Annotated in this window: 21 protein-coding genes and 1 pseudogene; 12 read left to right on the top strand and 10 right to left on the bottom strand. The window is 64.8% G+C overall.

Translation table 11 applies throughout. The features are described 5' to 3' along the window. Window positions 1–147 precede the first annotated feature (147 nt). The 3 genes from msrB (at window position 148) to msrA (ending at window position 3262) form a co-directional block, all read left to right on the top strand. Window positions 148–666: a peptide-methionine (R)-S-oxide reductase MsrB gene (msrB, locus tag ATY02_RS29860; protein WP_068588712.1), complete on the top strand. Its 519-nt coding sequence runs from the start codon at window positions 148–150 to the stop codon at window positions 664–666. A gap of 31 nt (window positions 667–697) precedes the next feature. Beyond that, entirely contained in the window at window positions 698–2476 is a 1779-nt protein-coding gene (locus tag ATY02_RS29855) for a cytochrome c biogenesis protein DipZ (RefSeq protein ID WP_068588716.1), read from the top strand. A gap of 87 nt (window positions 2477–2563) precedes the next feature. Continuing rightward, window positions 2564–3262, top strand: coding sequence for a peptide-methionine (S)-S-oxide reductase MsrA (gene msrA / locus ATY02_RS29850; protein WP_068588719.1), 699 nt, complete (start codon window positions 2564–2566; stop codon window positions 3260–3262). A gap of 24 nt (window positions 3263–3286) precedes the next feature. Here msrA and ATY02_RS29845 read toward each other — a convergent pair whose 3' ends face one another. Together ATY02_RS29845 and ATY02_RS29840 are read right to left on the bottom strand one after the other, a co-directional pair. After that, window positions 3287–3916 carry an SMI1/KNR4 family protein gene (locus ATY02_RS29845; RefSeq protein ID WP_053131851.1) on the bottom strand — a complete coding sequence of 210 codons (630 nt, stop codon included), beginning with the start codon at window positions 3914–3916 and terminating at the stop codon, window positions 3287–3289. Window positions 3917–3951: 35 nt separating this feature from the next. Then, window positions 3952–4347, bottom strand: coding sequence for a GNAT family N-acetyltransferase (locus tag ATY02_RS29840; RefSeq protein WP_068588722.1), 396 nt, complete (start codon window positions 4345–4347; stop codon window positions 3952–3954). Between the two features lie 160 nt (window positions 4348–4507). Here ATY02_RS29840 and ATY02_RS29835 point away from each other — a divergent pair, with 160 nt between their 5' ends. The 3 genes from ATY02_RS29835 (at window position 4508) to ATY02_RS29825 (ending at window position 6518) form a co-directional block, all read left to right on the top strand. Further along, window positions 4508–5338, top strand: coding sequence for an amidohydrolase family protein (locus ATY02_RS29835; RefSeq protein ID WP_068588724.1), 831 nt, complete (start codon window positions 4508–4510; stop codon window positions 5336–5338). A 147-nt stretch (window positions 5339–5485) separates the two neighbouring features. Continuing rightward, window positions 5486–5929 (top strand): DUF3592 domain-containing protein, encoded by a 444-nt coding sequence (locus ATY02_RS29830; RefSeq protein WP_068588728.1) that lies wholly within the window; start codon window positions 5486–5488, stop codon window positions 5927–5929. 4 nt (window positions 5930–5933) lie between these two features. Next, window positions 5934–6518 carry a hypothetical protein gene (locus ATY02_RS29825; RefSeq protein WP_068588731.1) on the top strand — a complete coding sequence of 195 codons (585 nt, stop codon included), beginning with the start codon at window positions 5934–5936 and terminating at the stop codon, window positions 6516–6518. Between the two features lie 25 nt (window positions 6519–6543). Here the strand turns inward: ATY02_RS29825 and ATY02_RS29820 are convergent, their stop codons facing one another. Both ATY02_RS29820 and ATY02_RS29815 read right to left on the bottom strand, forming a co-directional pair. Then, entirely contained in the window at window positions 6544–7791 is a 1248-nt protein-coding gene (locus tag ATY02_RS29820) for an aspartate aminotransferase family protein (RefSeq protein WP_068588734.1), read from the bottom strand. Window positions 7792–7911: 120 nt separating this feature from the next. Further along, window positions 7912–8493: a DedA family protein gene (locus tag ATY02_RS29815; RefSeq protein ID WP_068588736.1), complete on the bottom strand. Its 582-nt coding sequence runs from the start codon at window positions 8491–8493 to the stop codon at window positions 7912–7914. A 176-nt stretch (window positions 8494–8669) separates the two neighbouring features. Here ATY02_RS29815 and vapB point away from each other — a divergent pair, with 176 nt between their 5' ends. Next, entirely contained in the window at window positions 8670–8903 is a 234-nt protein-coding gene (gene vapB, locus ATY02_RS29810) for a type II toxin-antitoxin system VapB family antitoxin (RefSeq protein ID WP_068588739.1), read from the top strand. Beyond that, window positions 8903–9301, top strand: coding sequence for a type II toxin-antitoxin system tRNA(fMet)-specific endonuclease VapC (gene vapC / locus ATY02_RS29805; protein WP_068588741.1), 399 nt, complete (start codon window positions 8903–8905; stop codon window positions 9299–9301). Before vapB ends, vapC begins: the two co-directional genes overlap by 1 nt. A 282-nt stretch (window positions 9302–9583) precedes the next feature. Here vapC and ATY02_RS29800 read toward each other — a convergent pair whose 3' ends face one another. Then, complete coding sequence (locus tag ATY02_RS29800) at window positions 9584–10087, bottom strand: DUF2938 domain-containing protein (protein WP_068588884.1); 504 nt, start codon at window positions 10085–10087, stop codon at window positions 9584–9586. 108 nt (window positions 10088–10195) lie between these two features. Here ATY02_RS29800 and ATY02_RS29795 point away from each other — a divergent pair, with 108 nt between their 5' ends. The 3 genes from ATY02_RS29795 (at window position 10196) to ATY02_RS29785 (ending at window position 13865) form a co-directional block, all read left to right on the top strand. Then, window positions 10196–10861, top strand: a complete 666-nt coding sequence (locus ATY02_RS29795) for an ArsR/SmtB family transcription factor (protein WP_068588881.1) — start codon at window positions 10196–10198, stop codon at window positions 10859–10861. Between the two features lie 215 nt (window positions 10862–11076). Continuing rightward, window positions 11077–13122: a c-type cytochrome gene (locus ATY02_RS29790; protein ID WP_068588878.1), complete on the top strand. Its 2046-nt coding sequence runs from the start codon at window positions 11077–11079 to the stop codon at window positions 13120–13122. 161 nt (window positions 13123–13283) lie between these two features. Further along, window positions 13284–13865: a hypothetical protein gene (locus tag ATY02_RS29785; protein ID WP_068588876.1), complete on the top strand. Its 582-nt coding sequence runs from the start codon at window positions 13284–13286 to the stop codon at window positions 13863–13865. 8 nt (window positions 13866–13873) lie between these two features. On the opposite strand, the gene ATY02_RS29780 is transcribed toward ATY02_RS29785, so the two are convergent. The 5 genes and pseudogenes from ATY02_RS29780 to gcvA all read right to left on the bottom strand — a co-directional run bounded on the left by ATY02_RS29780 (window position 13874) and on the right by gcvA (window position 17975). After that, the gene (locus ATY02_RS29780) at window positions 13874–14239 is read right to left on the bottom strand and encodes a hypothetical protein (RefSeq protein WP_031320450.1); all 366 of its coding nucleotides are present in this window, start codon (window positions 14237–14239) and stop codon (window positions 13874–13876) included. 12 nt (window positions 14240–14251) lie between these two features. After that, on the bottom strand, window positions 14252–14719 hold the full coding sequence (locus ATY02_RS29775) for a hypothetical protein (protein WP_068588873.1): 468 nt from the start codon (window positions 14717–14719) through the stop codon (window positions 14252–14254). Between the two features lie 37 nt (window positions 14720–14756). Next, window positions 14757–16682 carry an alkaline phosphatase D family protein gene (locus ATY02_RS29770; RefSeq protein WP_068588871.1) on the bottom strand — a complete coding sequence of 642 codons (1926 nt, stop codon included), beginning with the start codon at window positions 16680–16682 and terminating at the stop codon, window positions 14757–14759. Between the two features lie 168 nt (window positions 16683–16850). Continuing rightward, window positions 16851–16970, bottom strand: a pseudogene (locus ATY02_RS36260) (LysE family translocator); the annotation flags it as partial. Window positions 16971–17045: 75 nt separating this feature from the next. After that, window positions 17046–17975 carry a transcriptional regulator GcvA gene (gene gcvA, locus ATY02_RS29765; protein WP_068588868.1) on the bottom strand — a complete coding sequence of 310 codons (930 nt, stop codon included), beginning with the start codon at window positions 17973–17975 and terminating at the stop codon, window positions 17046–17048. A 101-nt stretch (window positions 17976–18076) separates the two neighbouring features. Between gcvA and ATY02_RS29760 the strand changes: the two genes are divergently transcribed. Continuing rightward, entirely contained in the window at window positions 18077–19210 is a 1134-nt protein-coding gene (locus tag ATY02_RS29760; RefSeq protein ID WP_068588866.1) for an MFS transporter, read from the top strand. Window positions 19211–19226 lie beyond the last annotated feature (16 nt).

Below are 19226 nucleotides of genomic sequence, written 5' to 3'. Positions count from 1 at the left end.
CTCGGGCCTCGCGGGGGCAATGGGCGCATTGTGCGGTGTTTCGCCTCGGCCAGTTATCACGAATTGTTTAACTGTGCGTGAGGATTTGGCGATCAGCCCAAGCATAGGCTCTGCCCAAGGTTCAGAGGCCGATTACGGGAGAGACCCATGTTCACACGGCGACAATTGCTGGCGGCAGGTGCAGGTCTTGGGGTGGCCACCCTGGCCCTGAAGGCGCTGCCCTGGCAGGGCGGTGAAGGCCGCCTGGTGGGGGCGGCCCAGGCTGATGAGGCGTTTGAGGTCAGCCACACCGACAACCAGTGGCGCACCTTGCTCAGCCCCGAGCAGTACCGGGTACTGCGCCAGGAGGGCACCGAACGGGCCTACAGCAGTGCGCTCAACGACGAGCACCGCGCGGGCACCTTCGCCTGTGCCGGCTGCGCCCTGGCGCTGTTTTCCTCGACCACCAAATTCGACAGTCATACCGGCTGGCCAAGCTTCTGGGCCCCGCTGGAGCAGGCAGTGGCGCAGCGCAGCGATCGTTCTTTGGGCATGCAGCGCACCGAAGTGCACTGCCGGCGCTGTGGCGGCCACCTGGGGCATGTATTCGATGATGGCCCGGCCCCTACCGGCCTGCGCTACTGCATGAACGGGCTGGCCATGAACTTCACCGTGCAAGCGGCCTGATGCTGTTTCTCACCGATAGAAGGATGACCTCATGTGGCTACTGCTTCTCGCTTATCTCGGTGGTGTGCTGACCATTGTCAGCCCCTGCATTCTGCCGGTATTGCCCTTTGTCTTCGCTCGCACCGGCCAGCCGTTCTTGCGCAGTGGCTTGCCGCTGTTGCTGGGCATGGCCCTGACCTTCGCCGTGGTCGCGAGCCTGGCGGCGGTCGGCGGCGCCTGGGTGGTGCAAGCCAATCAGTACGGTCGCTGGCTCGCGTTGCTGTGCGTAGCACTGTTCGGGCTGACGCTGCTGCTGCCGCGGTTGGCCGAGCGCCTGACCCGGCCGCTGGTGGCGGTGGGCGGACGGCTCTCGGAGGCTGCCGGCCACGACCCACGGCCGCGGCCCGGCGCTTCATTGTTGATCGGCGTTGCCACCGGCCTGCTCTGGGCGCCGTGCGCCGGGCCGATTCTCGGGCTGTTGCTGACCGGTGCGGCATTGCAGGGCGCCAACCTCGCGACCAGCCTGCTGTTGCTGGCCTACGCGGGCGGTGCTGCGACCTCGCTGGCCGTGGCGCTGTTGCTCGGTGGCAAGGTGTTCGCCGCCATGAAGCGCTCCCTGGGCGCCGGTGAATGGCTGCGCAAGGGCCTGGGGGCAGCGATGCTCGCCGGGGTCGCGGCGATTGCCATGGGCTGGGACACCGGGATTCTGGCGCGCCTTTCCACGGCCTCCACCGCCGGCCTGGAGCAGGTCCTGGTGGGACGGTTGGCGGGTGGGGCGGCCACACCGGAGGGGGCGATGCAGGCGCAGGACCACCCCGGCGGCGCAATGATGGCTGCCGCTGGCGCCATGTCCGCGCCGGCCTTGCCGGTGCAGGGCCAGTTGCCGCCACTGAGTGGCGCCGTGCAGTGGCTCAACTCGCCCCCCCTGAGTGCCGAGGCGCTGAAGGGCAAGGTGGTACTGGTGGATTTCTGGACCTACTCCTGCATCAACTGCCTGCGCAGCCTGTCCTATGTCAAAGCCTGGGCCGAGAAGTACCGCGACCAGGGGCTGGTGGTGATCGGTGTACACGCCCCGGAGTTCGCCTTCGAACGGGACGTGGGCAATGTCACCAAGGCCGTGAAGGACTTGGGCATCGACTACCCCGTGGCCATCGATAACGACTACCGGATCTGGCGTGCCTTCGACAACCAGTACTGGCCGGCGCACTACTTCGCCGATGCCCAGGGGCGTATTCGCTACCACCACTTCGGCGAGGGTGAGTACGCCGAGTCGGAGCGAGTGATCCAGCAACTGCTGCGCGAGGCCGGCAATGCCCAGGTCACCGGTGGCTTGATCCAGGCCGAGGCCCAGGGGGTGCAGCAAGCGGCGGACATGAACGAGGTGCGCTCGCCGGAAACCTACGTCGGCTACCAGCGCTCGGAGAATTTCGTGCCCCAGGCCAGCCTGGCGCCGGACACCGTCGCGGCCTATGACGTGCCAGCGCAGTTGGCGCTGAACGACTGGGGCCTGCGCGGGCAGTGGAAGGTCGGGGCCGAAAGTGCTCGATCCACTGCGCCAGGCGGGGCGCTGGTGTACCGCTTTCACGCCCGTGACCTGCACCTGGTACTGGGTCCGGGTGTGGATGGCAAGCCGGTGCGCTTCAAGGTGCTGATCGACGGCCAGGCACCGGGGGCGGACCACGGCGTGGATGTGGCGCCCGACGGCAGCGGCCAGGTGACCGAGCAGCGCCTGTACCAGTTGGTGCGTCAGGCCGGCGATGTGGCGGAGCACACCTTCAGCATCGAGTTTCTCGAACCAGGGGTGCGGGCCTATGCCTTCACCTTTGGTTGAGAGGTGGGGGCACGACAGTCGGTTGGCCTGGATCGTGGAAAGGTCGCGCGGGGCCTTGCAGGTTCACTCATGGCAAGAGAGGCAGGTATGAAGAACATTCTGTGTGCAGTGCTGGCAATGACCGTGCTGGGGCTGGCGGGGCAGTGCTCGGCCTTTTCCCTTGGCGGTACCGGTGACGCGGTGGTGATCGCACCGCCAGCGCTGGATGAACGCAATCCGGCCCCTAGCGAGACGGCGGTATTTGCCGGTGGTTGCTTCTGGGGTGTGCAGGGCGTGTTCGCCCATGTCAGAGGGGTGCAGCGCGCGGTGTCCGGTTATGCCGGGGGCGCGGCGCAGACGGCGGACTATCAGCGGGTCAGCGAAGGTGACACCGGGCATGCCGAGTCGGTGCAGGTGACCTTCGATCCGGCCCAGGTCAGCTACGGCAGCTTGCTGCAGATCTACTTCTCGGTGGCCCACGACCCTACCGAACTCAATCGCCAGGGGCCGGACAGCGGCACCCAGTACCGCTCGGCGCTGTTCCCGCAGACACCCGAGCAACAACGGGTGGCCCAGGCCTACATCGCCCAGCTCGATGCAGGGCGGGCGTTCGCCAAGCCCATTGCCACCCGCGTGGAACCGGACCAGACCTTTTACCCGGCGGAGGCCTATCACCAGGATTTTCTTGCCGAGCACCCTGGCTATCCCTACATCGTGATCAATGACCTGCCCAAGGTGGCGCACCTCAAGCAGCTGTTTCCCGAGCGTTACCAGGAACAGTCGATACGGGTGAAGACTGGCGGTTGATGACCGGCCTTGAGGGCGGGGAGGTCAGTAGCGCCACTTGCGTAGCAGATCCTCGCCATAGCGCTGGCTGATCAGTGCTTCGACGCCGTCATCGTCGTCATGTACTTCGGCCAGGCACAGCAGCATCAGCGCATCCAGGTAGTCCTGCGGCGAATCGAAGAAAGGCGTCAGGGCCATGCCGCTATCGTGGTCGAAGTAGTAGACCGCGCCGGTGTCACGCTCGAAGCAGAACAGGTTGCCGTTGCCCAGGTAGTCGCCGAAGGCCACCAGCCTTTGCGCCAGTGCCAGGTCCAGGTATTGCTCGTCGATCTCGACGATGCCGGGGTAGGCCTCCAGCAGAGGCTGGATCGAGATGTCGCCGGGCTCGACGCTGCACAGGGTCTCGGCCAGGGACAGCACCCCCAGCTGGCGGTGATAGTCACGCAGCGCCGGTGGCAGCGGGCAGCCCAGGCGCTGTTCCAGGGCCTGCAAGGCGTCTTCGCTGACGGGCGTCAGCTCGGGTTCGTTGATGTGTCCTTCCCATAGCGCGCCGTAGGCGCCAATCGCCGCCCGGTACCAGGCCAGGCGCGTGGCCTGATCGGGCAGGTCCGGCCAGGCCAGGGGTGGGCAGCCGGCCGGTGGCCAGTCGGCATTGGTGTCGTGTTGTTCTGACATGAGGATTCCTTGGGTGAGCAGCAGGTGAAGGGCGATCAGGCGCTATGGCGCTTGCGCTCCATGGCGATGTCCGAGGGCTCGAAGCCCAGTGTGCTGAAAAATTCCGCTGCCCCGGGACGACCGGCGCGCAGGACCCAGGTGATCTGCGGGTTGTCGCCCATCACCCAGTGCACCAGGGCCCGGCCTGTACCTTGCCGCCGATAGTGCTGGGCAACCACCACCATGGACAGGTAGCCGTTGGAGAGCCCATCGCTGAGGCCGCGGGCAAAGCCGATGATCCTGGTGCCGTGCCATGCCACCGCCGTGCGCTGGGAGTTGGCCAGCAATTGGCTGAAGTACTCGCGAGTACCCATGCGATGGCGCCAGCCGTTGTCCGCGAGAAATTGCCACAGGGCTTCGCTGTCTTCAGCGCAGGCGTCTCGAATCAGCATGGGGAAATCTCCAGGGGGCAGGTTGCGTTCCATCGGCCTGTCAGCCGTCCAGCGAGGCTGGGCGCTTAGGTCAAGCGGGTCGAGCACTGTGAACATTGTTGCCGCCAGAGCCCGGGCGTAGCGTGTCGGTTCGACCTTGAGCAGCCTGGAGGATACAAGCATGACCGTGAAACTGGGAGCCATCGATGCCTGGGCGCAGCCCGCCAACGGCCGCGCGCGGGCGCTGTTGCCGGAAGTCGCCCGGCTGTTCGAGAAGTCCGGCTCGGCGCACCTGCTTGACCAGCCGGTGAGTATCGAGCAGACCGTGGCGCTGATGGATCAGGCCGGGGTGGAAAAACTCATGCTCAGCGCCTGGTGCCGGCCCGAGGGCTGGGTGTTCAGCAACGATGAAGTGGCGGCCTATACCCGGGCCTTTCCCGAGCGTTTCGTCGGCGTGGCCACGGTGGACCTGAGTCGGCCCATGGCAGCCCTGGCCGAGCTCGATCGGGCGGTGGGCGAACTGGGTTGCAAGGCCCTGCGCATCGTGCCCTGGCTCTGGAAGCTGCCGCCCAACCACCGCCTGTATTACCCGCTGTATGCCAAGTGCATCGAGCTTGGGATTCCCTTTTGTACCCAGGTCGGCCATACCGGGCCGTTGATGCCCTCGGAGACCGGGCGGCCGGTGCCGTATCTGGATGACGTGGCCCTGGACTTTCCGGAGTTGGTGATCGTCGGTGGGCACATCGGCCATCCCTGGACCGACGAGATGATCGGCCTGGCCTGGAAACACGACAATATCCACATCGACACTTCGGCCTACCTGCCGGCCTACTACCCGCCGCAACTGCTGCAGTTCATCCGCACCTACGGCCAGGACAAGGTTTTGTTCGGCAGCAACTTCCCCCAGCTGTCGCTGAAAAAATGCCTGGAGCAGGTCCAGGCCCTGGAACTTCCGCCGTCGATTGCGGACAAATTCCTCCAGGGCAATGCCCGTCGGGTTTTTCGCTTGTAGGTGCCGCGCAACCGGCGCCCGCCGTCGCGAACCGGGCGCCTGAGCGCTGATGCCGTGTGATGCTTGCACTGCGGCAACGGTTTTTTTAGCTGGGGGTTTCTTGCTATCTTGGCCACCCCCATTCACGGACGAATATCGAGACAGCCCATGGCTAACTCCACCCCGTCACGCCTCGGTAAAATCTTCCAGGGCCTGCTGTTTGCCCTGATCGGCGTCGGCCTGCTGGTCATCGCCGCCAATCTCACCCTCGAACGCCGCGAGTTCCTCGCCAGTGCCCAGAGCGCCGACGGCATCGTCAGCGACCTGAATGCCGGTGGCTCGCACCCCGAGATCGCCTTCACCACCGCGAGTGGAGAAAGGATTTCCTACCCCCAGGGCGGTTTCATCTTCGGTTACCAGAAAGACCAGCCGGTCCGGGTCTACTACCAGCCCGACCGCGCGGCCAACAGTGCGGTCATCGACGATCCGGCGGCCCTCTGGGCCACTCCAGGCGTGCTGGGCCTGATCGGCCTGGTGTTCGTCATTGCCGGCCTTGTCGGCATCAGCAGTCAGCGCGGGCGTCGCGCCGCGCATCCATTAAAAGGACTTTGAACCCATGAGCTACAACATCCCGATCCCGGTCAACGAAAGTCGCTGGCAGTACCAGACCGCCAGCGGTGGCGGCCTGACCGTGGCCCTGCTGGCAGGCAGCGGTGCGTCCCTGGTACTGCGCTCGCCCCAGGGCGAGGATGTGCACTACCACTATGGCGGCCTTGGGGTGGGGGTAGGGTTCGGCGCCCGCCTGCCGCGTTTCGGCAAGGTCAATATCCGGATCAAGGGCAAGACCGTCGGCGGCGCTGGTGCGGCCGAAGCCTTCCCTAGTACCGGCAAGGTGTTCGTTTCCGATGCCCTGGCCAGCCGTGACCTGACCAGCGACGACATTACCGGCCCTTGCCTGTACACCGAAGTCGGTGCCGGGTTGGGAGTGGGTGGCTCGGCCACGGCCTTGCTGTTCGGCCTGGACCCCAAGCTGCTGGCGTTGGCGGTAGCGGTGAACTCCACCGCCGCCTCGATTTTCGCGGCCAACACCATCAACCGCCAACTGCTGCAGTCGGCCAAGGGCGCGGTGGTGATGGCCGGGATGAACGCCGGCTTGCAGGCCGGCGGTGGCGCTGCGGTCTACATGGGCTATCTGTTCTAGCCCAGCCTGCCTGGCATGCCTGGACTTACAGGCGCGCCAGGCACTGCTGGAGAATATCCAGCCCCTCTTCGAAGATCGAAGGTTCCGTGGTCAAGGGTGCCAGCAGGCGCACGATATGCCGTGACTTGCCACTGGGCATCAGCAGCAGGCCGGCTTCCCGGGCACTGGCCAGCAGATTGTTCAACGGCTGCGACGCTGGCGCGCCATGCTCATCCAGCAGCTCGATGCCGCGCATGGCGCCCACGCCGGTCAAGCGCCCCAGGTAGCGGCACAGGCCACTGGCTTTCCAATGCTGGTAACGCTCGACAATCGCTCGCTCCTGGTGCGTGCCCCAGGTGTGCAGATGCTCGTCGGTCATTTCGTCCAGGGTCGCCAGGGCCGCGGCACAAGCGATCGGATTGCCCGAATAGGTGCCGCCCAGGCCGCCCCGGGGCAGGCTGTCCAGCAGGTCCTTGCGGCCGACTACCGCGCCCAGGGGCAGCCCACCGCCGATGCTCTTGCCCAGGAGGATCAGGTCCGGTTCGATGCCCAGCCGGGAAAAGCCGAAACGCTGGCCGGTGCGGCCGAAGCCGGACTGGATTTCGTCGGCCACCAAGAGGATCCGCTGCTCGTCGCACAAGCGGCGCAGGGCCTGGGCGAACCCAGGGTCCAGCGCGAGGAAGCCGCCTTCGCCCTGCACTGGCTCGAGGATGAAGCAGGCCACCTCGCCGACATCGATCTCCACGCTGAACAACCGTTGCATGGCCTTCAAGGCTTCTTCGGCACTCACGCCGTTGTCGGCGCTGGGGTAGGGCAGGTGATACACCGGGCCCGGTAACACGCCGACCTTCTGTTTGTAGGGCGCGACCTTGCCGTTGAGGTTGAGGGTGGCCAGGGTGCGGCCATGGAAGCCACCGTCGAAGGCAATCACCGCGCTGCGCCCGGTGGCGGCGCGGACGATCTTCAAGGCGTTTTCCGCCGCTTCGGCGCCACTGTTGGTGAGCATGCCGCTGACCGGGTAACTCACCGGGATGAAGCGGGCCAGGCGCTCCATGAACTCAAGGTAGGGCGCGTGCGGAGCGGCGTTGAAGGCGTAGTGGGTGAGGCGGCTGGCCTGGGCCTGGATGGCCGCGACGATGCGCGGATGACAGTGCCCGAGGTTGAGCACGCCAATGCCGCCGACGAAGTCGATGTAGCGTTTGCCCTGGGTGTCCCAGACTTCGGCGTTGCGCCCGTGGCTGAGCTGGATCGGGTGGACGGTGGCGATCGAACGGCTGATATTTTCGTAGCTCATGGGACGGGCTCTGCATGCCGGAAACGAGCGGTTATCTAAGCCGGCCTCGGCCGCCTGGGACAAACGAAATAAAGTCGCCGGGTCAGTATGAAAATTCCCGATCCAGGGTTTGCGCCCGCTTCAAGAGGTTTTCGTCTTGCGTCGGTTGTGCAGGTGCCGTACCAGCGCGGCGAGTCCCAGCAGGGCCACCACGCCGAGGAAGATCGGCAGGCGATAGGGCTTCAGGTCGCCGAAAAAATGCTGCAAGGCCTCGCCGGCCCAATAGCCAGCCCCGACGAACAACATGGCCCAGACCGCGGCCCCGAGCACATTGAGCAAGGCAAAGCGCCAGGGCGCCAGGCCGCTGGCACCGATGACCATCGGGCCTACCAGGCGCATGCCATAGAGAAAGCGCACGGCGAATACCGAGGTCAGGGGATAACGTTCGATCAGGCCCTTGACCCGCTCGATGGCGGCCTGATGGCGCTTGAGCCTGGGCAGTACCCGGGCGCCGGAGTAGCGACCGGTCCAGAACAGCAACTGATCGCCGAGGATGCCGCCGAGGGTGGCCACGCCGATCACTTGGGGCCACTCCAGGTTGCCCTGGTGCGCCGCCATGCCACCGAGGATCAATACAGTCTCGCCCTCCAGCAGGCAACCGACGAAGATCACCCAGTAGCCGTAGGTGGCGATCAGGGCGTTGAGGTCCAGGTGTTCGAGCATGGTTATCCCTTGTGTACGTTCGAGGTGGGTCATGGCTTCGATCCGCCATCCTGCTTCGAGTGCTACCGGGTTGAAGCGTTCGGTCGGCGATGGCTGAGCGTAAGGGATATACCTTTGACATATCCCTTTGCTTCACTAGACTTGAGGCACCTTTGGCTCATGCAGCAGGTGATTCGATGGAAACCGGTTCCGTATTCAAAAGCAATCGCAGTCAGGCTATTCGCATGCCCAAGGCCGTGGCGTTGCCGGACGATGTCACACGGGTGGACATCGTCGCGATCGGCCGCACCCGCATCATCACTCCGGCGGGCGAGTCCTGGGACAGTTGGTTTGATGAGCAGGACAGCGTGAGCGCCGACTTCATGACTGAACGGGAGCAGCCAGCCGAACAGGTACGTGAGGAGTTCTGATGTTCAAGTACATGCTCGATACCAATATCTGCATCTTTACCATCAAGAACAAACCCCAGCAGGTTCGCGAAGCGTTCAGCCGTAATCAGGGACGTTTGTGCATCAGTTCCATCACGTTGATGGAACTGATCTATGGTGCGGAAAAATCTGCCGTGCCGGAGAAAAACCTGGGGCGTGTCGAAAGCTTCGTGGCACGCCTGCAAGTGCTGGATTATGACGATAACGCCGCGATCCATAGTGGCCAGCTACAGGCCGAACTCGTCCAGAAGGGCAAACGGATAGGTCCCTACGATCAACTGATAGCAGGACATGCCAGGTCATTGGGGCTGACCCTGGTCACCAACAATCTTCGTGAGTTCGAGCGTGTGCCCGGGTTGCGCGTCGAGGATTGGGTCTAGGGTCTGTTGCCGTTTCGGCGCAAACCGCGTTGCCGCGTCAAATGGCGCCAGGCTAGGCGTAGGACGCAGGCAATGGTCGTTCCCTTGTCAAGTCCTGCAACGACGCATGGCGCCATTTGTCGCGCAACCCGAAGGGACGGGCCGGTTTTAGCGCGGCGCGTCGTTACTCGACGGCTCATTTGGACGGCCAAACTTCGCGTCTCGTGCCTAGCTCCGCGCTAAAACTGGCTCCGGCGCGGTCGCGGCGAAATGGCAACAGACCCTAGATAAGTCCGGCATCCCTTACTGTCCCATCACCCAGGCCCAGGTCATGGCCGAACCGTACAAGCCCAGGCCGAACACCGAGTGGCCGACCAGGCTGCGCAGCCGGGCCACGCTCGGCTTGGGCGTCTTGCTGGCCGCGACTCCGGCGCCCATGCACGGCTGCATCAGGAAGAACGGCGCGGCCACCGTCAGCACGCCGACGATCAGCGCCGGGGCCAGGGTCGGTTGCAACGGCCATTGCGGGGCCTGGGTCAGCAGCAACAGTACCGCGAAAGCGATCCCGATCAGGTAGTGGGCCAACCAGCCCAACGCTTGTTCACCAGCTACTGGTGCGGCCTGGGCGATGTTCTGGTGCACGAACCGGCCCTTGGGGAAGTGGCCGATCCAGCGTCCGACCATGGCCCAGTTGGGGCCGGGCATGTTCAGGAACCGGGCCAGGAACAGGTTCCAGAGATCCAGGACCACGGTTGCGCCGACACCGATCGCCAGTGCCGGTAAGATCAACGCCATGAGTGCATGCATAAGGACTCCTTCAGATACGGGAGCCTGGCAGTACAGTGCCAGGTATTCCGTGGTAAGATTTCATTCAATTTAATGATTGAATGATCAATAAAGCAGCAGGAACTGTCAATGATCGATTCGCTTTCCCCACAGCAGCCACTGGCCGACATGGCCGAGCTGGCGCGCATCCTCGGGCATCACCATCGCCTGATCCTGCTGGAGCACATCGCTCGCGGCGAGCAGCCGGTGGAGCGCCTGGTGGAGGCCTCGGGCCTTTCGGTAGCCAATACTTCCCAGCACCTGCAGCAGCTGCGTCGCGGCGGTTTCGTGCAGACCCGGCGTGATGGCAAGCGCGTGCTCTACAGCCTGGCCCAGGGCCCGGTGGCGGGCTTGCTCGATGCCTTGCGCCGGTATGTGGACTACAACCATGGGCAGATCCGCGAGCTGCTCAGCGATAGTGTCCAGCAACCGGCGCGCTTGGAAGGGATCTCCCGGGACGAGTTGCGCCAGCGCCTGCAAGAGGGCGGCATGACCTTGCTGGATGTGCGTTCGCCGGAGGAGTTTGCCCAGGGGCACCTGCCGGGGGCCATCAACATCCCGGTGGAGGAACTGGAACTGCGCCTGGCGGAGCTACCGTCGGAGCAAGAGTTGGTGGCCTACTGCCGCGGCCCTTATTGCGTGCTCTCGCACAACGCTGCGGCGTTGTTGCGGGCCAGGGGCTTCAAGGTGCGGCGCCTGGACGAGGGGTTCACCGACTGGCAGGCCGCTGGACTGGGCGTGGAAACGACCGAGTAAAAACGTCGTACAAGGGGGCGTTTAGGCCATTGCCTACAGGTGCATGATCCATATCAACAGGGTTTTCAGAGAAATCCGCTACAAGGGACTCAGGCTCGGACCCACAAGGTACCGGGCCCCGGGCCTACCTCCCAAGGGCCCGAGATAACCAATAAAAACCTTTGCGGATATCGGCCGAGGGGATCACCCCAGGCGGGTTTTAAAGGAATAACCTGATGGCTTTTTCTCTGTCACGCTTGTGCCTCCTGGGCGCTGCGTTGCTCTGCGTACATTCTGCCCACGGTAGCGAGCCTGCTCCGGCAGCTACCCCCACCCCCGATGCCGAAACGATCCAGCGTGGCCAGTATGTGGCCCAGCTCGGCGACTGTATCGCTTGCCATACCGCCCGTGGCGGCGCCGTCATGGCCGGCGGCCTGGAGCTGAAGACGCCCATGGGCACCATCTACTCCAGCAACATCACCCCGGACAAGGCAACTGGCATCGGCGCCTACAGCTTCGAACAGTTCGACCGCGCCATGCGCGAAGGCGTGACCCCTGACGGCAGCCATTTGTACCCGGCCATGCCGTACCCGTCCTACGCGAAGATGACCGAAGAGGACATGCGAGCGCTCTTTGCCTACCTGATGAATGGCGTGGAGCCGGTGGCCCAGGGCAACCTGGAGGCCGACATGGGCTTCCCCTTCAACCAGCGCTGGGGCCTGTGGTTCTGGAACTTCGCCTTCGTCGACAAACAGCCCTTCAAACCCGATCCCCAGCGTGACGAACAGCTCAACCGTGGCGCTTACCTGGTCCAGGGCCTGGGCCATTGCGGTTCCTGCCACACCCCACGGGGCATCGCCTTCCAGGAGAAGGCCATGAGCGACACCGAATCCGGTGGCCAGCATTACCTGGCCGGGGAGACGGTAGAAGAGTGGCGCGCCCTGAGCCTGCGTAACCTGTGGACCGTGGAAGACACCGTGCAACTGCTCAAGACCGGGCAGAACCGCTTCGCCACGGTCTCGGGCAACATGGCCGATGTGATCCACCACAGTACCCAGCACTTCACCGATGCCGACCTGACCGCCATTGCGGCCTATCTCAAGTCGCTGCCGGCGGGCAAGGATGACCTGCCGATGCCGTCCGAGGTCCAGGCCCCGGCAGCACCGCCGAGCAACCTGTTCACCTCTCGTGGTGGCCTGGGTTATGCGCAGTTCTGCTCCGACTGCCACCGCCAGGATGGTGCCGGCGTACCGCAGATGTTCCCGTCCCTGGCGGGCAACCCGAGCGTGGCGTCGAGCAACCCGACGTCCTTGCTGCACATCACCCTGACCGGCTGGAAGACCGCCCAGACCGCGGCCCATCCACGGGTCTACACCATGCCGGGATTTGCCCAACTGGCCGATGAGGAAATCGCCGAGATCCTGACTTTCGTCCGCAGCAGCTGGGGCAACCAGGGTTCGGCCATCGACGCCAACCAGGTCAAGAAAATGCGTGCCCAACTGAGCCCGCAAGTGGAGAGCACGCCGTTTGAAACCCCACGCCTGGCCAACTTGCTGGCCGCGCCGAACGCCGAGCAACTGGTGCGCGGCATGCGCCTGCACCTGGAGACCAAGGCCCTGCTGCCGGACAACGTCGGCAACTCGCTGAACTGCACCAGCTGCCACCTCAACGCTGGCACCGTGGCCGATGGTTCGCCTTTTGTCGGTGTCTCGGCATTCTTCCCCGGCTACGCGCCACGGGCGGGCAAGACCATCACCCTGGAAGAGCGCATCAACGGTTGCTTCCGCCGCTCCATGCACGGCAAGCCGCTGCCGGTGGCTGGCCCGGACATGCAAGCCATGGTGGCCTACTTCGAGTGGATGAAGATGAACACCCGTCCCGAGGACAAGGTGGCCGGGCGTGGCGTGGGCAAGATCGATCCCGCCCTCAAGCCCAACGCCGAGAATGGCAAGCAGGTGTACGCCAAGCAGTGCGCGGTGTGCCATGGCGCTGATGGCGAAGGCCTGAAGCGTGCCGACGGCAGCCTGATCTTCCCGCCGCTGTGGGGCGACGAGTCGTTCAACATCGGCGCCGGCATGGCCCGTACCTACACCGCCGCGGCCTTCGTCAAGCGCAACATGCCGATCGGCTTCCACGAGAAGTTCCCCCTGGGCCAGGGTGGCCTCTCGGATCAGGAAGCCCTGGATGTGGCCGAGTACTTCTCCCATCAACCGCGTCCGGACTTCCCGGACAAGGTCAAGGATTGGCCGAACGGTGGCCGGCCGGCGGACGCTCGCTACTGACCCTAGCCATGGCGGCTACTTCGGTAGCCGCCATGACTGGTTTGAGCAGCCCGTAGCCGCGGTTTTCGAGCGGCGAAAAACCTGTGGCAGGCCGATCACGCCGAGTTAAGATCGCCATCCTTTTGCGGCCACCGATGGTCGCTCCCCCCCAAGGATGAATCATGCGGTTTCCCTCTGTGGTGTTGCTCGGCCTGACCCTGGGCCTGGGCGGTTGCACCTTCGTCTCGACCCTCAAGGCCACTACCGTCAGTTATCGCGTTCCGGCGGATGCCGGTGACACTGCATTGATCCGCATCGTGTCTCAGGGCTCGGTCCGTGGCGTGCCATACAGCGATTGCATCGACTGGCGCAAACCGGGCTCGGGCGTGATGGTCAAGCCGCATCGCGGCATCGCCAATCCCAAGTTCCGCAGCCTGGGCATTCCCATGAGCGCCGAGACCGACCGTATGCGGCGCCAGGAAGGTTTTGGCGCCAATGAACTCAAGCTCCCGGCCAATCGTCCCTTCGCCCTGATGTTCTACAACAGCGAACCCGGGCAGCTGGAGAATTTTCGCGCCGTCTGTGAGCAGAGCGTGAGCTTCGTGCCTGAGGCTGGCGCGACCTACCAGCTGGTGTTCCTGCAGGACCAGCAATGCACCGCGCTGCTGCGCAAGATCGATGAGCAGGGGCGGATGCAGGCCGAGCCTGTAGGGCTGCACTCCAGCGACTACTGCAGCCCCGATGCTCGGATAAGAGATCGCTGATAGGGGTTTCAGCCTGGGTAGTGCTGGCAGATTTCCTTCCAGATATAGCCACCGCTGTAGCGGATCCAGCGGATATACAGATGATCGACAAAGGCTTGCCAGCGGCTGTTGCGGCGTCGCTGCAGGCTTTCTTCGATATCCGCCAGGAGCGAGGTGCGCTCGAAACCCATCCAGATTTCCGGGATCACCGCCATCAGGTTGACGTAGCACACTGGCGCCACCTCGCAGTAGAGGATGCGCTCGATCTCGGCCCGCTCGTAGGCCTGGGTCTGCCGGGCGATGTAGGCATAGTCCACCTGGTTGTCGACGAAGGCATCCGACAACACATAGCGGATCTCGTCCAACTGTTCCTGGGTGATGGGGTTGCTAGGCATGGTCGAATGGACTCAGGAGCGCTGGTAGGGCAAGCCGAAGGGGACCCCGTTCAGGGTGTGGGTACAGCAGGGGCAGTCGGGGCTCATGTGCGCTGCGCGCAGTTGCGGATCGACCATTTGCAGCAACCCCTGAGCGTCGACGTACAAGCCGCTGAAGAAACTGAAGTGGCCGATGCGCACGTAGTCCTCGCGTTCGTGTTCATGCCGGGCCACCAGCCAGAACACCGGGTCTTCGCGGTCCAGGCGGCTCTTGGCCTCACTGAACACCGCATCCCAGGGGTCGCCCACTCGGCTGAGCAAGAAGCGGAACAGCGGCGTGTAGTCCAGCCCCAGGCGCAGCCCGGAATGCATGCTGCCGCGCTGCTGCTCCTTGGCGGCCAGGGCCTTGCTGTGGCGCTGCTGGGCATAGGCCGGATGGATCTTGTGGTGCACGCCGTGGGTCCGCGTGTTGACCTTGCGATACAGCGGTTGTTTTTCCATCGGGCGGGTCCTTCCTGGTTGCCGGCGAATGGCGATTCTATCTTGGTGCGATCATCCGTGTCGGCTCGCGGCCGTTGGCATTGTGCTGGTAGATGGCCGTGGGTTGGCCCTGGTCGTCGAAGAACACCTGGCCCAGCCCGGAAGAGTTCCACAACCGTTCACCGGCCTTGGCATGCTCGGGCACATGGGGGATGACCTTCATGCGCCGGCGCCTGGTGAACCAGTTCAACGGCGAGCGGGGCGAGTAGAGCCAGCGGTTGAGGCGGTCGAACCAGTCCAGCAGGGTTGCGGGGAATTCATTCTTGATGCCGCTGCTGGTGACCTGCCAGATCCGCGGGCCGCCCTGGCGATGGCGGATCAGCACTTCGTAGACGAAGGAGTAGTGCACGTCGCCGGAGAGGATCACGTAGCTGCCCGGGGTGCGTGAGTGGCGGAAGATATTCAGGATCACCTGGGCCGAACCGCGATGGGCCATCCAGTTTTCCGCGTCCACCAGCAGCGGGTAGCCACACCAGCTGAAGACCTTCTGCACGGTTTCGATCAGCTTGACGCCGAAGATCGGCGCCGGCGAAACGATGATCGCCGAAGGGTGGTCCAGCAGTTCGTGTTGCAGTTCGCTCAAGGCTTCCCAGTCCAGTAGGCCGGAAGGCTGGCCCAGGCTGAACTCGCTGCGCCAGCGCCGGGTACGGGTGTCCAGCACCACCAGGGCCGGGGTGCTGGGCAGTACGTACTGCCACTGGGCAAAGCGCAGCAGTTGCTCGAGCAACGGGTCGTGCAGTCGCCGGTCCAGTTGCCGGTTGCCTTGCGCGCTGGCACTCAGGGCCTGGGTCTGCTCCAGCAATGCCGGGAAGGCGTCGGGGTTGTTGCCCCAGCCCTGGCACAGCATGTAGGCCAGCAGGGCATTGCCGATGATGCGTTTGGAGAAGGGATGGCCGTAGGCGGTTTCTTCCCATTGGGCGCTGAGGTTCCAGTCGTCGGTGATGTCGTGGTCGTCGAAGATCATCAGGCACGACAGGTGGGCGAAGACCCGCGCCGCGCCGTCCAGTCCGCCGACGAAGGCCTCGATATGCCGTTGCTCCCTGGCATAGCGCGCCTGGTGCTGCGGGCTCAGTTGCGGCATCTGGGGCGCGATCAGGCTCCAGGGCACCGGCGACCAGGCCAGCAGATACATGGCCAGCACCTCGGCGAAGGTCACCAGGTGATTGTCGGCGCTGCTGCTGGTGAAGATCGGCTTCTTCACCCCGCCGAAGAACCGCTCGCGCAGGGTCTCGTTGCTCTTGAGCGCGGGGAGCAACTCGGCTCGCTGGTAGTAGCTGGCGTGGTGGCAGTAGAGCGCCTGGCTGTCGTCCACCACGGCGCCTTCGAGCTGTTCGTCGAACAGGCCCAGGCGTTCGATCAGGGCATGGATGGCCCGCAGCATGGGACCGGCCACATCGTCGGCGTAGATCTGGTCGCCGGTCATCAGCAGCAATGCGGGGCGGTCTTGGGTCACCGGTTTTTGCGCCAGCAGGCGGTCGGCGCATAGCAGGCCGTCGGGGGCCGGGTGATGGGGTTTGCGGCAGGAGCCGTGGAGCAGGTTGTCGATGCGGCTATGCAGTACGAATTCGGCCCGTCGGGCATTGTCATAAAGCAAGTGGGGCGCCCAAGCGGCCATGCCCTGGAGGCCGTGCTGCGTATCGCTGAGCAGTAGGTCATAGGCGACCGGCACGTCCTCGGGCAGGGCGGCGTCCAGGCTCACGTCGATCAGGTGGATGTAGGCATCGCGGCCCACGGCGATGACCTGGCACTGGTGTTCATCCAGGGTCAATTCCTGCATGGCAGCGCCTTCGGTCTGCAGTTGCAGGGTCAGGGACAAAGGCTGCGAGCCCACCAGCCACAACACCAGCCGGCTCGGTTCCAGGCGGCGCAACAGCGGGCCGGCGAGTACGGGAGGCAAGGTGTCGAGAGCGTGGGACAAGGGCATGCGCGCGGGTGCTCGGGGCCAGAAAAGGGGCGCCATGGTAGCGTAGCCAATGTCACAGAAACGTCGCCTGGCGGCGCCGTCCCCAGGCATTTGTATCCAGTTATTTACTGGCCGTGGCCATCATCATCCCGAAGCCCAAGAAGGTGATCCCCGGCAGCCTGCCGGCGATCCGTGCCTAGTGCCGGCCCAGTCATGACCCAGGGAGTTGGACAGGGCCAGCACGACCCCGGGCCCGGAGCTGAGGATGGACAGGGTCGCCAGCAGCAGGAACATTCCGTAACTCACCAAGGGCACTCCGGGCTTGGACGATGAAAGAGCGCCGCCGCGCCGGAATCAGGCACAAGGGTGATTGGCCTGGTCGCTTCAGCGGTCGTTCTGGCGCGCCGGCAGCTGCGGCAGGTTGAGCGCAGCGTCCTGCTGGATCTGGGCCTGCATCCAGTCGATGAACACCTGGGCCTCGGGTGCGGCGTCGCAGGCCAAGGCGTAGTAATAGTGGGTCAGGGGCTGGCGTAATTGTGGCAGCGGGCAGACCAGCCGGCCGCTGGCCAGGTCCTTGGCCAGCAGCGAGGCGGGGCACAGGCTCAAGCCGAGGCCGTCGACGCAGGCCTGGAGCACGAAGTGCATATGGTCAAAATGCAGGGTTGGCGGGTTGCGCAGCGGCTTGAGCCGGCAGTGCTCGAGCCATTTCGACCAATCGCTGAGCCGGGTGCGGCTGACCAGCAGGGTATGGCGTGCCAGGTCCTTGGGGCTGTGCAAGGGGGTGTCGTGCAAGAGCGCGGGGGCGGCCACCACCAGGATTTCGTCGTCCAGCAGGCGTTGCGGTTGCAGCGCTGCCGCCCACCCCGAGCGCCCACGGCGGATTACCAGGTCGAAGGTTTCCCGGGCCGGGTCGGGGGGCAGGGTGCTGGTCACCACTTCCGGATGGATCTGCGGGTACTGCGCCATGAACTGCGGCAGGCGTGGAATCAGCCAACGCACGGCGAAGGACGGTCGCACGTTGATGGTCACCTTGCGCAGCGCCGCGCCCTGGCGCAGGGCGGTGGCGGCCTGGGCGATCTGGGTCAGGGCCACGCTGACCTGCTCATAAAAAGCCTGTCCGGCCGGGGTGAGGACCGACTGGCGGATACGACGCTCGAACAGCAGCACGCCCAGGTGTTCTTCCAGCAACTTGATATGCCGGCTGATGGCGCTGTGGCTCACGTGCAACTCATCCGCCGCGCGGCTGAAGCTTTCGTGGCGGGCGGCCGCGGCAAAGGCGCGGACCGCGTTCAGAGGGGGCAGGTCGCTGATCATGTGTCTAATTTAGTTACCTATACGGCGCAAATAAAGCGTTTGTCAGCGCGGGCCACGGGCGGCACGCTGCATCGGGTTCACGATCTGCCGGTTTGCCTGACATGCCCGATACTTCGCTTCGCCGTACCGATCAAGACTCTGCCCGTTGCGCCAGCATCCTCGGCCTGTGCTTGCCTGGTGATGTCCTGCTGTACCTGTTGCTGCCCATGCAGCACGAAGCCTTCGGCGTGACCCTGGCCGAGGCCGGCTTGCTGCTGGCCGCCAACCGCCTGGTGCGGATCTTCGGCTACGGCCAGGTGATGCGCTTCTATGCCCGGCACGGCGACCGCCCGGTGTGCGTGCTGGCCGCTGCGACCGCCGCGTTGTGCGCTTTGGGTTACGCCACGCTGTCGGGCTTCTGGTGGTTGTTGCTGCTGCGCCTGGGCTGGGGCTTGAGTTACGCCGCCCTCAATCTCTCGACCCAGGTCATGGCCACCGCCGAGCCCACGGGCGCCGCCCGCCGCACCGGCCGCTCCCGCGCGCTGATCGCCACCGGGCCGATGCTGGCCTTGCTCATCGGTGCACTGGTCAGCGTCGAATACGGCCCGCGGGTGATCTTCGGGCTCATGGCCCTGACCTCGCTGCTCGCCATGTTGCTGGCCTTCGGCCTACCTGGCAGGCCTCATCCACTGGCCCATTCCGGCCGGCGCTTGCAGCGTCCCGACAGCGTGGCGCTGTGGTCCTTCATCGAAGGCCTGGTGCTGGACGGGCTGTTCATCATTGGCCTGTCGTTGCAGGCCGAACAACTAATGGCCGGCAACGCGTTGCTGGTGGCGGGTGCGCTGTTGGCCCTGCGCTATGTCTCGGAAATGCTCCTCAGCCCCCTGGGCGGCATCGCCGCGCAACGCTTTGGCGCGACGCGGATGCTGATCGTCTTTTCGCTGCTGACCTGCGTGGCCCTGGTGGGGTTCGGTTGCCACTGGCTGATCGTCGGCGGCGCCCTGGTATTGATACTGCGGGCCCTGCAACTGCCGCTAGTCGTGACAGTGGTGGCCCAGCGGCACCCGGGCGCGGGACGAGTGCGAGCCCTGGCGGCCAATGCGGTATGGCGGGATATCGGCGCCGGGCTCGGCCCGCTGATCGCCGGCATGTTACTGCCGGTGGCCTCCACGGCGTGGGTGTATTCGCTGGCGGCAGTGTGCCTGGCACTGAGTGCGTTGGCGTGCCGGAAGCCCGATGCAAACAGCGGAGTCTAAGCCGCAAGCCGCAAGC

Origin of the sequence: Pseudomonas sp. BIOMIG1BAC (assembly GCF_001705995.2) — a bacterium.
Taxonomy (GTDB): Bacteria; Pseudomonadota; Gammaproteobacteria; order Pseudomonadales; family Pseudomonadaceae; genus Aquipseudomonas; species Aquipseudomonas sessilinigenes.
The sequence above is the reverse complement of the archived record's forward strand: the minus strand, read 5'-3'. Positions and strand labels throughout refer to the sequence as shown.

Bases quoted from the DNA above. Each gene is read 5' to 3' on its own strand.
- msrB (WP_068588712.1), top strand. From the start codon at position 148: ATGTTCACACGGCGACAATTGCTGGCGGCAGGTGCAGGTCTTGGGGTG.
- ATY02_RS29855 (WP_068588716.1), top strand. From the start codon at position 698: ATGTGGCTACTGCTTCTCGCTTATCTCGGTGGTGTGCTGACCATTGTC.
- msrA (WP_068588719.1), top strand. From the start codon at position 2,564: ATGAAGAACATTCTGTGTGCAGTGCTGGCAATGACCGTGCTGGGGCTG.
- ATY02_RS29845 (WP_053131851.1), bottom strand. From the start codon at position 3,916: ATGTCAGAACAACACGACACCAATGCCGACTGGCCACCGGCCGGCTGC.
- ATY02_RS29840 (WP_068588722.1), bottom strand. From the start codon at position 4,347: ATGCTGATTCGAGACGCCTGCGCTGAAGACAGCGAAGCCCTGTGGCAA.
- ATY02_RS29835 (WP_068588724.1), top strand. From the start codon at position 4,508: ATGACCGTGAAACTGGGAGCCATCGATGCCTGGGCGCAGCCCGCCAAC.
- ATY02_RS29830 (WP_068588728.1), top strand. From the start codon at position 5,486: ATGGCTAACTCCACCCCGTCACGCCTCGGTAAAATCTTCCAGGGCCTG.
- ATY02_RS29825 (WP_068588731.1), top strand. From the start codon at position 5,934: ATGAGCTACAACATCCCGATCCCGGTCAACGAAAGTCGCTGGCAGTAC.
- ATY02_RS29820 (WP_068588734.1), bottom strand. From the start codon at position 7,791: ATGAGCTACGAAAATATCAGCCGTTCGATCGCCACCGTCCACCCGATC.
- ATY02_RS29815 (WP_068588736.1), bottom strand. From the start codon at position 8,493: ATGCTCGAACACCTGGACCTCAACGCCCTGATCGCCACCTACGGCTAC.
- vapB (WP_068588739.1), top strand. From the start codon at position 8,670: ATGGAAACCGGTTCCGTATTCAAAAGCAATCGCAGTCAGGCTATTCGC.
- vapC (WP_068588741.1), top strand. From the start codon at position 8,903: ATGTTCAAGTACATGCTCGATACCAATATCTGCATCTTTACCATCAAG.
- ATY02_RS29800 (WP_068588884.1), bottom strand. From the start codon at position 10,087: ATGCATGCACTCATGGCGTTGATCTTACCGGCACTGGCGATCGGTGTC.
- ATY02_RS29795 (WP_068588881.1), top strand. From the start codon at position 10,196: ATGATCGATTCGCTTTCCCCACAGCAGCCACTGGCCGACATGGCCGAG.
- ATY02_RS29790 (WP_068588878.1), top strand. From the start codon at position 11,077: ATGGCTTTTTCTCTGTCACGCTTGTGCCTCCTGGGCGCTGCGTTGCTC.
- ATY02_RS29785 (WP_068588876.1), top strand. From the start codon at position 13,284: ATGCGGTTTCCCTCTGTGGTGTTGCTCGGCCTGACCCTGGGCCTGGGC.
- ATY02_RS29780 (WP_031320450.1), bottom strand. From the start codon at position 14,239: ATGCCTAGCAACCCCATCACCCAGGAACAGTTGGACGAGATCCGCTAT.
- ATY02_RS29775 (WP_068588873.1), bottom strand. From the start codon at position 14,719: ATGGAAAAACAACCGCTGTATCGCAAGGTCAACACGCGGACCCACGGC.
- ATY02_RS29770 (WP_068588871.1), bottom strand. From the start codon at position 16,682: ATGCCCTTGTCCCACGCTCTCGACACCTTGCCTCCCGTACTCGCCGGC.
- gcvA (WP_068588868.1), bottom strand. From the start codon at position 17,975: ATGATCAGCGACCTGCCCCCTCTGAACGCGGTCCGCGCCTTTGCCGCG.
- ATY02_RS29760 (WP_068588866.1), top strand. From the start codon at position 18,077: ATGCCCGATACTTCGCTTCGCCGTACCGATCAAGACTCTGCCCGTTGC.